Below are 13,141 nucleotides of genomic sequence, written 5' to 3'. Positions count from 1 at the left end.
TGCCCTACAGACACTGAGCTGAGAAGGAGCCGCACCCATGGCCGACGCGCAGGACCAGCCCGCCAAGCCCGAGCCGGCAAAGAAGGCGGCCACGCCGCCAGCCGCCAAGAAGGCCCCGGCAAAGAAGGCTCCCGCCAAAAAGGCCCCGGCGAAAAAGGCCCCCGCCAAGAAGGCTCCGGCACCCCAAGCGTCGGCACCCCAAGCGCCGGCACCCCAGGCTCCGGCAGCGCAGGAGAAGCCCGCCGCGCCCGCCCCCAAGGCATCCGCTCCGACACCCGCGCCCGCCGCTGAGGCACCGGCCGCGCCCGGGTCGGTCACGCCGGCCCCCAAACCGGCGCCCAAGCCCGCTGCTGAGCCTGCCCCCGCGCCGGCCGCCCCGGCACCCGTCATCGACGGCCCGAAGCAGGCCGCCGCGGCGGCCCGCTCCATCGTCGAGCGGGCCGCCATCCCGGCCCCGCCCGAGCCGCTGCCACTGGAAGCCCCCGGCCGCTCACTGCTGCCGCTGGCGGCGGCCGCGGCGGCCGTGCTGGCCGTGCTGCTGCTGATCCGGCGGCTGCGCAGCGGTCGCGAATCCGGCTAGCTCGCCGGTCAGTAACATCATCGGGGTGACTGTCACCCCGAAACCGACTGCAGACCTCGTCGACGAGATCGGCCCCGACGTCCGCAGCTGCGACCTGCAGCTCCGGCAGTACGGCGGCACCGCGATGTTCGCCGGACCGGTGTCCACGGTGCGCTGCTTCCAGGACAACGCGCTGCTCAAGTCGGTGCTGTCCGAACCCGGCGAGGGCCGCGTACTGGTCATCGACGGCGACGCCTCGGTGCACACCGCCCTGGTCGGCGACCTGATCGCCGAACTCGGCCGCAGCAACGGCTGGGCCGGCCTGATCGTCAACGGCGCGGTCCGCGACGCCGCGACCCTGGCCACCCTGGCGATCGGCATCAAGGCGCTGGGCACCAACCCGCGCAAGAGCAGCAAGACCGGCGCCGGCGAGCGCGACGTTCCGGTGATCTTCGGCGGGGTGACGTTCCGCCCCGGTGACGTCGTGCACAGCGACGACGACGGCATCGTCATCGCCTAGTCCTCTAGTCCTGCAACGCGAAAACCGCACGAACCCGGTTGGGTCCGTGCGGTTTTCGCTTCCTCGCGGAAAAACACCGCTCGTCGAGTCAGGCCCGGCCGTCAGGCGGTCACCGGCTCCGCGGCGCGGTGCTTGCTGAAGTGCAGCGACTTCTCGTCCACCGGGTCACGCCGCAGGATCTTGTAATCCTGCAGGTAGTTCTGCCGGAACTTCCACGGACCGCGGTCCCCGGAGCGGGGCAGCTGGTCCATCGCGCGCAGCAGGTAGCCGGAGTTGAAGTCCGAGGTGAAGGGCTGCGCCTGGACGTCGGCGGGCACCTCGGCCTCGACCTTGTTGTAGCCGTGCTCGTCCATGTAGTTCAGCACCCGGCAGACGAAGCCGGACACCAGATCGGCCTTCAGCGTCCACGAGGAGTTGAGGTAGCCGACGGTCACCGACGCGTTCGGCACGCCGGACAGCAGCGCACCCTTGTACATCACCGACTCCGACAGGTCCACCGGCTGGCCGTTGCGGCTGAGCTTCGCGCCGCCGCCCAACTGCATGTCCAGCCCGGTCGCGGTGATCACGATGTCGGCCTCGAGCTCCGCACCGGAGCCCAGCTTGATGCCCTTCTCGGTGAAGGTCTCGATGGTGTCGGTGACGACGTCGGCCGATCCGTGCTTGATCGCCTTGAACAGCGCGGCATCGGGATCCAGGCAGACCCGCTGATCCCACGGGTTGTACCGCGGGTTGAAGTGCCGGTCCACGTCGTAGCCCTCCGGCAGCCGGTGCTTGGCCATGGTGAGCAGGGTCTTGCGCATGTAGCCGGGGAACCGTCGGGCCAGCTGGTACTGCGCGGTGGAGAAGCCGACCTTGTAGAGCCGGTTGACGTGGTGCGCGACGGAGGTCGGCAGGTACTTCAGCGTGCGCGCGGTGAGCGGATCGATGCCGGGCAGCACACCGACGAACGTCGGCGAGCGCTGCAGCATCGTGACGTGGCCGGCACCGGAGTTGGCCAGCGCCGGGATCAGCGTCACGGCGGTGGCGCCGGAGCCGATCACGACGACCTTCTTGCCCTGATAGTCGAGGTCCTCCGGCCAGTGCTGCGGGTGCACGAACTGGCCCTTGAACTCCTTCTCACCCGGGAACTCGGGACGGTAGCCCGCGTCGTAGTTGTAGTACCCGGTGCACACCATCGCGAACGACGCGGTGATCTGCGAGGTCTTGCCGTCGGCCTCGACGGTGACGGTCCACTTGTTCTCGGCGTCCGACCAGTCCGCGGTCAGCACCTTCTGGCCGTACCGGATGTGGGTGTCGATGCCGGCATCGACGACGGCGTCGCGCAGGTAGTTCTTGATCGAACCGCCGTCGGCGATGCTGCGCGCGGAGGTCCACGGCTTGAAATTGAAGCCCAGGGTGTACATGTCGGAGTCCGAGCGGATGCCTGGGTAGCGGAACAGATCCCAGGTGCCGCCGAGGTCCTCGCGACGCTCCAGCAACAGGTAGCTCTTGTTGGGGCAGTCCTTCTGCAGATGCCAGGCGGCACTGATGCCGGAGATGCCGGCGCCCACGATCAGCACATCAACGTGTTCGGTCATGACCCCAAAATATCAACACTGTGTTGATCCGGTCAACAGTCTGTTGAATTTTTCAACAGGGGGATAAGGTCGAGGTGTGACCACCCTGGACCAGAAGCGCGAGCGACGCTCCACCCGACCGTCCGGAGACGAACGCCAGCAGGGCATTCTCGACACCGCCGAACGCCTCCTCACCGACCGGTCGTTCACCGAGATTTCCGTCGATGACCTGGCCAAAGGCGCCGGATTGTCGCGCCCCACCTTCTACTTCTACTTCGCCTCCAAGGACGCCGTGCTGCTGACGCTGTTCGAGCGGATGATGGCCGACGCCGACCAGATCTTCGAAACCCTGGTCGGCACCCTGGACCTCGGCGATCCCCTGATCACCATCCGCAACGGGATCAGCGCCTTCTTCACCGCATTCGGCAACCACCGGGCGGTCACCCTGGCCGGCGCGGCCGTCAAACCGGTCAACCCGGACTTCCAGGCGGCCTGGTCGGGGTTCATGGAGCGATGGGTGGACTACACCGCGGCGCTGATCGAGGCCGAACGCGAGCGCGGCAACGCCCCCACCACGCTGCCCGCCCGCGACATCGCGGTGTCCCTGAACCTGCTCAACGAGCGCGCGATGTACGCCGCGCTGGCCGGTGAGCCGCCGGCGGTGGCCGACGAGAAGGTCGTCGACACCCTGGCCCACCTGTGGTTCAGCGCCATCTACGGTCGCCTGCCCCAGCAGCCGAGCCACTGACGTCAGCGCGCCGAATCCCCGGCGTCCTCGCGTCGCTCGGCCACCGCGATGACGTAGTCGCAGTACCGGCCGAGGGTGCGGGCGGCCGGCGGTGAGTACACCAGTCGCAGCGCCGGATGGATCCGGCGATACTCGGTGCTGCGCCTGCGCCGCGCGACGTAGCGCGCGAACGGCTCGAAGACGCCCTCGGTGATGACGGTGACCGTCACGTCCTCGAACCCGTCCTGCCGCAGTGCCTCGGCCAGCGTCCCCGGCGCGAACAGCCCGTCCGGGAAGACCCGGTGCCGCAGCGGGAGCCGGCGCAGCCTGCGGTAGACGCTCTCCTTGAGGATGATGTCGGCCAGCACGATCCGGCCGCCCGGGGCGAGCACCCGGGCCGCCTCGGCAAAGAACTCCCGGCGCGACGGGAAGTGCAGGGCGGACTCCAGCGAGATCACCCGGTCACAGCTGGCGTCCGGCAACGGCAGTTCGGCCGCGGTCCCCGCCGTGAAGGTGACGTCCTCGCCGAGGCCCAACTCCGCCGCCCGCTCGGTCGCGGCGTGCCGCTGATGGCTCGAGATTTCCACACCGACTCCGTCGGTGACGCCGAATTCCTGGCGCCAGAGCAGGTTTTCCTCGCCGTATCCCGCACCCACCGACACCACCCGCAGGCCCGGGCCCAGCTCCGCGTGCTGCCCGACCAGCCGGGCCAGCTCCGCGCTGGCCTCGTCCAGCGTCCCGGCCGGGTTCCGCCAGTAGCCCATGTTCAGGTACCGGGTCTGCTCACCGAGCCAGTTGTGGGTGTCCGACAGCAGATAGATGCGTTCCAGCCGGCGCTGCTCGGACCGGTCGGCCATCGCCCGGGCGAACCCGGCCGTCTCGGCCAGCCACCGCCGCCAGCGGTCGCGGCGCCGGTCCGTGCCCGCCATCACCCGCACATCGGTCATCGGGGCTACACCGTCTCCAGCACGATGGCGGTCGCCATGCCGCCGGCGCCGACGATCACCCCGACGCCGGTCCGCAGGTTCCGCCGGCGCAGCGCGTGCACCAGGGTGGTGACCACTCGGGCACCCGAGCTGGCGAACGGGTGCCCCAGCGCGAGCCCGCCGCCGAGCACGTTGATCTTGTCGCGGTCGAGTTCCAGGCCGCGTTCGAAGGCGATGCCGATCGCCGCGAACGAATCGTGCACCTCGAACAGGTCGATGTCCGCCAGGCGGTTGCCCGCGACCGCCAGCGCCCGGCGCACCGACACGATCACCGCCGCCATGCTGTCGTCGGCCGGCGCGCCGACGTTGGCCCAGCCGGTGACGACGGCCAGCGGGGTGAGCTGCTGCTCGGCGACCAGCCGGTCGTCGCACATCACCACCGCGGCGGCCCCGTCGGTCAGCCCGGTCTGGTTGATCACCGTGGTCAACCCGCCCGGTCCCATCACCGGCGCGGAGGCCGCCGCGGCCTCGGCATCCAGGCCGCGCAGCGGGGTGTCGTCGGTGTCGACGATCTGGCCGTCGGGCAGCGTCACCGCGACGATCTCGTCGGCGAACTCGCCGTTGTCGACGGCCGCCGCGGCGCGCCCATGCGCCCGCAGCGCCCACTCGTCGAGTTCGGCGCGGCTGATGTCGAACTTGGCGGCGATGGCCTCGCCGATGATTCGGGTCAGCTCCCCGTCCGGGATGCTGCTGGCGCCGGGATGGCTGGGCGCCCAGCTCGGTGCCGCGCTGCGCGGGTCACTGCCCATCACATAGGACACCGTGGAGTTCGAGAACGACGACACCCCGCCGGCGACCACCGCGCGCTTCATGCCCGACCGGATGCCGGCGACCCCGAGATGCACGGCGAGCATGCCGGAAGCGCAGAACCCGCCCACCGCGACGCCCGGGGTGTCCGGCGGCAGCCCCAACGCCAGCGCCGTGTGCCGGGCCAGGCATCCGCCGCCCTGGTACACCTCGCCGAGCAGGATGTCGTCGATCGACTCCGGCGCCACGCCGGCGCGGTCGATCGCCGCGGCGACCACGTGCTCGGCCAGCACGAATTCCGAGGCCCCCGCCAGGCCGCCGACGAAGGCCCGGGAGAACGGGGTCCGGACGGCCGAGACGATCATTGATTCCCGAATGGTTCTGCTCCCTCTAACGGTGTGGACGGCTCGCGGTGTTGCGTGGTCAGGACGGCGAATCGGCCGCCGCCGCGGCCGCCTGCAGTCCGGCGGCGACCTCCTGCTCCCAATACTGGCGCGCGGTCTCGATCTCCACCTCGTGCTCGAATCGGTCGGTCATCGTCGGGGTGACGGCGTCGGCGTCGACATAGAACTGATCGAACCAGCGCCGCAGTTGGTAGATCGGACCGTCGTCCTCGCTGAGCATCGGATTGTCGATCCGGGTCTTGTACCGCCAGATCTCAACATCCTGCTGCAGCGCCAGCGAGGTGGACTCGGCCATGCTCTTGGCGATCAACTGCGTCACATTGTCCGGCAGCCCGTCGATCCGCTTGATCGACATCGCCCAGTTCAGGTGCATGGTCTCGGCATTGACGGGGTAGTAGGTGAACAGGCCGATGCCGTAGATCTTCATCCCCTCCAGGTCGAAGTCCTGATGATTCACCAGGTACGCCGGCCCGTGATAGGTGGCCACCGAATACACCGACATGGTGGTGTCATGCTCGCTGCCCGGGCCGATGTCCTTGCGGCCGGTCATCCGCAGATACTGTGCGGCAGTGTGCCCTTCCAGCAGCACCCGGAAGTGCGACGGCACCCCGAAGTGCAGGTAGAAGAAGTGCGGGCAGTCCACCAGGTTGTCGACGAACTCGCGGGGATGGGTGCCGGTGACCACCGTGCCGTCCCACGACCAGTCGGTCCACTCATCGAGGTCGGGGATCTTGGGGATCGCGACCTGCGGCGACGGCGGATTGCCTTCCGGGTCGTTCCAGACGAACAGCAGCTTGTTCTCCTCCAGCGTCGGCCAAGACCGGACCCTGGCCGCGGCCGGCGGCGGCTGCCGGGAGTAGGGCACATCCACGCAGTGCCCGTCGCCCGCCCATCGCCAATCATGCAGCGGGCACGCGAGATTGCCGTCCTTGACCGAACCCCGGCTCAGGTCCCCGCCGCGATGCGGACAGCGCGCCTCGATCGCCTGCAACCGCTGCTCGTCGTCCTCGAAGATCGCCAGTCGGGTGCCGAATGCCTCAACCCCGGTGGGGGTGCCGGTGCGGAAGTCCGCCGCCCGACCCAGGCAGTGCCAGCCGCGGGCAAACCGGGTCATCGGCACCCCGGTGTCGATCTCCCGGATCTCGTCCTCGAGCGCCGAATCACGGCGCATCTCAATCCCTTTGGTTGGTGAGCTCATCCGATGTCACCGGGCCGCCGCGAGCTCGCCGGGCACCGACGCCGCCTCGCCGGCCTCGTCCTGCAGTGCGGCGACGATGGATTGCGCCAGCAGCCGCGGGGTGGGCTGGTCGAGCACCACCGCGGCCGGCAGCCGCAGGCCGGTCAGACTGTTCAACCGGTTGCGGAACTCGACCGCCATCAGCGAGTCGAATCCGAGCTCCCGGTAGGAGCAGTCCGGGTCGACCCCGGCCTGGTCGGTCATCCCGACCGTCGCGGCGATCTCCCGGCACACCGCCTCGATCGTGAGGCCCTCCCGGGCTTCGGGGGCCGCCGCGGCGAGCACCTCCCGCAGCGGCGGCGCGGCGGCCGGATCCGCGGGGCGGCGGGCCGGCTCGGTGGACCGGGACCGCTTGGGCGGCAGGGTGGTTCGCAGCTTCAGCAGGCTGGCGGCGTCCTCCTCCATCCGAACGACCAGGGTGCTGGCACCCGGGGACAGCAGCGCCTCGTCGAACGCCGCAACGGCTTCGGCGGGCGAGAAGCCCCGAACCCCGAGTCGGTCGATGGAGTCCGCACCGGAATCGAGCACCTTCGCCGTCAGCGAGCTGGAATCGCTCCACAGGCCCCAGGCGATCGAGGTGGCCGGCAGGGCGTGCGCCCGACGCCAGGCGGCCAGCCCGTCGAGGTAGCCGTTGGCGGCCGCGTAGTTGGTCTGCCCCGGGCTGCCGAAAACGCCGGCCACCGAGGAGCACATCACGAAGAACTCCAGATCCAACTGCCGGGTCGCGGCGTGCAGATTCCAGGCCCCGTTGGCCTTCGGATCGAACACCGTGGTGATCCGCTCGGCGTCCATCGACTCCAGCACGCCGTCGTCGAGGACCCCGGCCGCGTGCACCACGCCGACCACCCGGTGGGCGGCGGCGACATCGGCCACCACCTGTGCCACCGATTCGGCGTCGGCGACGTCGCAGGCCCGCAGTTCCACTTCGGCGCCGAGTTCGCGCAACTGCTCGACGAACTCGGCGGGCATCGCCGCGGCCGGCCCCGAACGGGACAGCAGCACGACCCGGCCGACTCCCCAGCGCGCCACCAGATGCCGGGCCAGGTGCCGGCCGACCATGCCGGTACCGCCGGTGATCAGGACCGTGCCGCCGCGGACCGCCGACATTGAGGCCGGGTTGATCACCACGTGCTTTCCGGTGTGCCGCCCGGTGCTCATCAACCGGAACGCCTCCCGGATGTTCCGAATGTCCCAACCGCGCACCGGGATTCGTGGCCACTGACCGGAGTGCACCAAGTCCGCGACCGCGCCGCGCAGGTTGCCCAGCGCCTCGGCCCCCAGTTCGAACGGATCGAAGACGTGGTAGCGCACCCCGGAGTACTGCTCGGCGACCTCACGCGCGTCGCGAATGTCGGCGCGGCCGATCTCGACGAATCTGCCCTCCGGGGCCATCAGGCGCAGCGTAGCGTCGACCATCCGCCCGGAGAAGGCGTCCAGCGCCACCGTCATGCCGCGACCACCCGAGGCGGCCCGGAACTCGCGCTCGAAGTCGGCGTTGCGCGACGACGCGATCCGCTGCTCGGGGATCCCCATGGCCCGCAGGATGGGGAACTTCTCCGGGCTGGAGGTCGCGTAGATCTCGGCGCCGACGTGCTGGGCCAGCCCGACCGCGGCCATCCCCACCCCGCTGGCCGCCGAGTGGATCAGGATCCGGTCGTCGGCGGTCAGTTCGGCCAGGTCGTGCAGCGCCGAGTAGGCGGTCCCGAAGGTGACCGGCAGCGCCGCGGCCTCCGGGTAGCCCCAGTCCGCCGGGATCTTGGCCAGCGCCCGGCAGTCGCCGATCGCGATGCTGCCGAATCCGCCGGTGCAGTAGCCGAACACCCGGTCGCCCACGGCGATGTCCTCGACGGCACTGCCGATCTCCAGGACGTCGCCGGCGGCCTCCAGGCCCAGCGCGCCGACGGTGCCGGCGTAGGTCCGCAGCGAGATCAGCACGTCGCGGAAGTTCAGGCCCGCGGCGCGCACCGCGAACCGCACCTGGTGCGGTTCCAGGGGAGCCGGATCGGCGGCGTCGGCCGCCACGTGGATGTTGTCGATCAGCCCGTCGTCACCGGCCAGCAGGTGCCAGTCCGCGTCCGCGGGCAGGCTCAGGGTCGGCTCGTTGTGGTGCAGCCGGGACAGTTCCGGCACGTACACCTGGCCGCCGCGCACCGCCGCGACCGGCTCGCCGCTGCCGATCAGGTCCCCGATCGGGAGCGGCGGATCCCAGGCGTCGACGTCGACGGCGACGATCCGGTCCGGGTGTTCGCGTTGCGCGGCCCGCAGGAATGCCCAGATCGCCGCGCTGCCGGGTTGCACGATGTCGGCATCGCGACAGCCGACCGCCCCGCTGGTGACCACGACCAGGGTGCTGCGGTCCAGGGCCGGGTCGGCGAGGAACCGCTGGGTGTCGGCCAGCACCGTGGCCACCGCGTCCGCGGCGGCATCGGCAGCGGCTTCGGCGGCCGGGGCATCGACGCGGTAGAGCACCGCGCCGGCGCCGGCGCCGGCGGTCACCGCAGCCGCGGCGCCGGTCAGGGCGGCCATGTCCTCGAGGTGCCCGAGGACCTCGACCCCGCACACCCCGCCTGAGGCCGCACCGAGGGTCAGCACCGGCACCGGGTCCTCCCGGTGCGGCAGGTCGTGGCGTTTCCAGCCCAGCCGATAGGCCAGCCGGGACGGTTTGCCCAGCGTCGTGTCGGCGGGAACCGCGCGCAGCTCAAGTGCTTTCGCGGTCAGCACCAGCTGCCCGGCATCGTCGGTGACGGTGATGGTGGCTTGCTTCTCGCCCTGGTTCACCACCGCCATCCGCAGCGAGTCGGGGGCACTGCGGTGCATCCGAACCCCGCGCCAGGAGAACGGCAGCAGCACCTCGGCGCCGGACCCGTCGCCAAATCCGGCGACACCGGCGTGCAGGCCGGCGTCGAGCACGGCGGGATGGATCCGCGTGCGGTCACCCACCTCGCCCAGCGCCGCGGGGGCCTGGATCTCGGCGTACGCGCGGCCGGCGCCGGTCCACGCCCGGCTCAGGCCGCGGAAGGCCGGACCGTACTCGTAGCCGCGGGCGGACAGGTCGTCATACATCGCGGGCACCGAGAGCGCCTCGACATCGGCCGGCGGCCACGCCGCGGCGTCGATGAGTGCCGACGGGCCGTCCCCCGGCGCCGCAGCCCCGCGGCGCAGCAGGCCCATCGCGTTGACGGTCCAGTCCGCCTCGCCGTCGCGCGAATAGATGGTGATGGCTGCGCAGTCGGCGCCGGCGTTCTCCACCGCGGTGTTCTCCGACAGGGCGTCCTCCACCACCACCTGCACGTCGACGGTGTCCCCGTCCTCCTCGAGCAGCAGCGGGGTGACCACCGTCAGCTCCTCGACCTCGGCGTACCCGAGCCGGTCGGCGACGAACAACGCCATGTCCAAAAACGCCGTGCCGGGCACCAGCACGTTGCCGCGTACCGCGTGGTCGGACAGCCACAGCTCATCGCGCGGGGAGATCGCCCCGAAGAACGCGGTGGACGGCCCGGCCGCCAGCGGCGCCATCATGGTCAGGAACGGGTGGTCGACGGCCGTCGCCCCCGGCAGCGGCCGCCGGGACTGCTCCGGCTCCAGCCAGTGCCGGATCCGTTCGAACGGGTAGGTCGGCAGGTCCACCGTCGGGCGCCGCCAGTCCGGGAACAGCGCGGTGAAATCGACGTCGGCGCCCGCGCAGTGCAGGGTGGCGGCCGAGCCGGCCACCTTCGCCACGGTCCCCCGATCCCGGGACAGGGTGCCCACCACGACGGCGTCGCTGCCGCGGTCCTCGACGATCTGCTCCAGCGGCGCGAGCAGCACCGGGTGGGCGCTGACCTCGATGAAGGCGTTGCAGCCGTCGGCGATCGCGGTGCGCACGGCGCGCTGGAAGTCCACCGGCTGCCGCAGGTTGTCGAACCAGTAGTCCGACGTCAGGGTTTCGGTGTCGAGTTGCTCGCCGGTGACCGCGGAGTAGAACCGGACCGGTGCGGCGGCGACGGTGATGTCGCGGCTCAGCGCCGCGGCCAGCTCATCCTTGAGCGCGTCGACGTGGGCGGTGTGCGACGCGTAGTCCACCGCGATGCCGCGGGCCTCGATGCCGCCGCGTTCCAGCTGCTCGCGAAGTTCGGCCACCGCCGCGACGTCGCCGGCCACCACGGTGGTGCGCGGTCCGTTGATCGAGGCGATCTCCAGGCCCGGCCGGCCATCGAGTTCGGCGCGGACCTGTTCGGCGGAAGCCTCGACGGCGAGCATCGCGCCGTCGCGGGCGTGGGCGCGGATCACCTGGCTGCGCTTGGCGACCAGGTAGCCGGCATCGGCCAGGGACAGCGCGCCGGCCACGTGCAGCGCCGCGAGCTCACCCTGGGAGTGGCCGATCACCGCGGTCGGCGCCACACCCCAGGAGGTCCACAGCGCGGCCAGGGCCACGTTGACCGAGAACAGCAGCGGCTGGATGACGTCGACGCGGGTCCAGTCGATGTCGTCGGGGACCTCCAGCGCCTTGCGCACCGACCAGTCCTGGTGCTGGGCCAGGATCTCGTCGCATTCGTCGATCTTGACGGCGAACACCTCGCTGCTGCGCAGCAGGTCGACCCCCATCCCGACCCACTGCGAGCCCTGGCCGGGGAAGACGAACGCCACCCGGCGGGCGGTGGCCTCCCCGACCGCGACGTTGCCGGCGTAGCCGCCGGATTCGATGGCCGCCAGACCCTCGGCGAGCTCGGCGGCGGTGCCGCCCACCACCGCGGCCCGGTGCCGGAACAGCGAGCGGGTGTTCAGCAGCGACCAGGCCACATCGGCGGGGTCACCGGCGTGGCCGTCGAGCAGGTGCCCGCGCAGCCGGCCGGCGTAGCTGCGCAGCGCCGCCGCCGACTTCGCCGACAGCAGCAGCGGCACGGCGGTCGGTGCGTCCTGCGACGCCGCCGAGTCGTCGGCGGCGCGAACGTCCCGGGCGCCCGGCTCCTCGATGATGACGTGGGCGTTGGTGCCGCCGACACCGAACGACGAGATGCCGGCCCGGCGGGGCCGCTCGCTCGGCGGCCAGGCCTGATGCTCGGCGAGCAGCGCGACATTGCCTGCCGTCCAGTCGATTTCCGGTGACGGTTGCTCGACGTGCAGGGTGCGCGGCAACAGGTCGTGCTGCATCGCCCCGATCATCTTGATCACCCCCGCCATGCCGGCGGCGGCCTGGGTGTGGCCGATGTTGGATTTGACCGAACCCAGCCACAGCGGTGCATCGTCGGGACGCTCCCGGCCGTAGGTGTTCATCAGCGCGCGCGCCTCGATCGGGTCGCCGATGCTGGTGCCGGTCCCGTGCGCCTCCACCACGTCGACGTCGGCCGGGCCGAGGCCCGCGTTGCGCAGCGCCTTGCCGATCAGCAATTCCTGCGCCCGCTGGCTGGGCGCGGTGAGGGTGCCCGACGCGCCGTCCTGGTTGACCGACGATCCCCGCACCACGGCCAGGATCGGGTGGCCGCGGCGCAGCGCATCCGATCGGCGTTCGATGATGCACAGGCTGGCGCCCTCGGCCAGGCCCATCCCGTCGGCGTCGGCGCCGAAGGACTTGCTCCGGCCGTCCGCGGCGATGCCGCGCACCCGGGAGAAACCGATCAGGAACGACGGCGCGGACATCACCGTCACGCCGCCGACGATCGCCAGGTCGCAGTCCCCGGACTTCAGCGACAGCATGGCGTGGTGCAGCGCCACCAGCGACGCCGAACAGCCGGTGTCGAAGGTGATGGCGGGCCCGTTCAGGCCCAACGCGTAGGCCAGCCGGCCGGACAGCACGCAGCGCGCGTTGCCCAGCAGCAGGTGGCCCTCGTGCTCGCCCATCCCGCCCTCGGGGGTGATGAACCGTTCCCGGTAGTCGTCGAAGATCTCGCCGATGAAGACGCCGGTCTCCGACTCGTGCAGCGTGGTGGGGTCGATGTGCGCGCGCTCCAGCGCCTCCCAGGCCACCTCCAGCACCAGGCGGTGCTGCGGGTCCATCGCATTGGCCTCGCGGGGCGCGATGCCGAAGAAGCCGGCGTCGAAGTCACCGACGTCCTCGATGAAACTGCCGCCCTGGGAGTAGGTGGTGCCGATCTCGTCCGGGTCCTCGCTGATGAGGGTGTCCAGGGCCCAGCCGCGGTCGTCCGGGAAGGGCCCGGCCACGTCGCGTTCGGTCTCCAGGGCCTGCCACAGCAACTCCGGCGAGTCGATCCCGCCGGGCAGTCGGCAGGCCACTCCGACGATGACGATCGGGTCATCGTCGAGGGGGCGGTCAGTGAGAAGGGGGGCCTGGGTGTCCAGACGCGACATGAACGGGTCTCCTAATCGCTTCATCGGGTCCCGAAGGCCCTGACCAATCCGCACCCTAACAGGATTAGAACGTGTTTCATTTGTAAACGAAACTACTGACGGTACGGTGACGGCCTGTCT

Annotated in this window: 8 protein-coding genes; 3 read left to right on the top strand and 5 right to left on the bottom strand. The window is 70.9% G+C overall.

The features are described 5' to 3' along the window. The first annotated feature begins 37 nt into the window (after nucleotides 1–37). Both G6N10_RS13920 and rraA read left to right on the top strand, forming a co-directional pair. A complete protein-coding gene (locus tag G6N10_RS13920; protein WP_085092843.1) occupies nucleotides 38–580 on the top strand; it encodes a hypothetical protein in 543 nt (180 codons plus the stop codon). A 25-nt stretch (nucleotides 581–605) separates the two neighbouring features. Continuing rightward, entirely contained in the window at nucleotides 606–1,079 is a 474-nt protein-coding gene (rraA, locus tag G6N10_RS13915) for a ribonuclease E activity regulator RraA (RefSeq protein WP_085092845.1), read from the top strand. 101 nt (nucleotides 1,080–1,180) lie between these two features. On the opposite strand, the gene G6N10_RS13910 is transcribed toward rraA, so the two are convergent. Then, on the bottom strand, nucleotides 1,181–2,656 hold the full coding sequence (locus tag G6N10_RS13910; RefSeq protein ID WP_085092847.1) for a flavin-containing monooxygenase: 1,476 nt from the start codon (nucleotides 2,654–2,656) through the stop codon (nucleotides 1,181–1,183). 76 nt (nucleotides 2,657–2,732) lie between these two features. Here G6N10_RS13910 and G6N10_RS13905 point away from each other — a divergent pair, with 76 nt between their 5' ends. Beyond that, nucleotides 2,733–3,383: a TetR/AcrR family transcriptional regulator gene (locus tag G6N10_RS13905; RefSeq protein ID WP_085092849.1), complete on the top strand. Its 651-nt coding sequence runs from the start codon at nucleotides 2,733–2,735 to the stop codon at nucleotides 3,381–3,383. A 2-nt stretch (nucleotides 3,384–3,385) separates the two neighbouring features. Here G6N10_RS13905 and G6N10_RS13900 read toward each other — a convergent pair whose 3' ends face one another. From G6N10_RS13900 to G6N10_RS13885, 4 genes are read right to left on the bottom strand one after another with little or no spacing between them, the layout of a single operon-like run. Continuing rightward, nucleotides 3,386–4,309 (bottom strand): SAM-dependent methyltransferase, encoded by a 924-nt coding sequence (locus G6N10_RS13900; protein WP_085092851.1) that lies wholly within the window; start codon nucleotides 4,307–4,309, stop codon nucleotides 3,386–3,388. Nucleotides 4,310–4,314: 5 nt separating this feature from the next. Continuing rightward, nucleotides 4,315–5,460 carry a thiolase family protein gene (locus G6N10_RS13895; protein ID WP_085092853.1) on the bottom strand — a complete coding sequence of 382 codons (1,146 nt, stop codon included), beginning with the start codon at nucleotides 5,458–5,460 and terminating at the stop codon, nucleotides 4,315–4,317. Between the two features lie 58 nt (nucleotides 5,461–5,518). Continuing rightward, nucleotides 5,519–6,670, bottom strand: a complete 1,152-nt coding sequence (locus G6N10_RS13890) for a 3-ketosteroid-9-alpha-monooxygenase, oxygenase component (protein WP_163742445.1) — start codon at nucleotides 6,668–6,670, stop codon at nucleotides 5,519–5,521. Between the two features lie 33 nt (nucleotides 6,671–6,703). Continuing rightward, entirely contained in the window at nucleotides 6,704–13,021 is a 6,318-nt protein-coding gene (locus G6N10_RS13885) for a type I polyketide synthase (protein ID WP_163742442.1), read from the bottom strand. Nucleotides 13,022–13,141: the final 120 nt, after the last annotated feature.

The sequence above is a fragment of the Mycolicibacterium fallax genome, from assembly GCF_010726955.1.
Classification (GTDB): domain Bacteria; phylum Actinomycetota; class Actinomycetes; order Mycobacteriales; family Mycobacteriaceae; genus Mycobacterium; species Mycobacterium fallax.
Note: the sequence above shows the minus strand (reverse complement) of the source record. Positions and strands in the feature narration are given on the sequence as shown.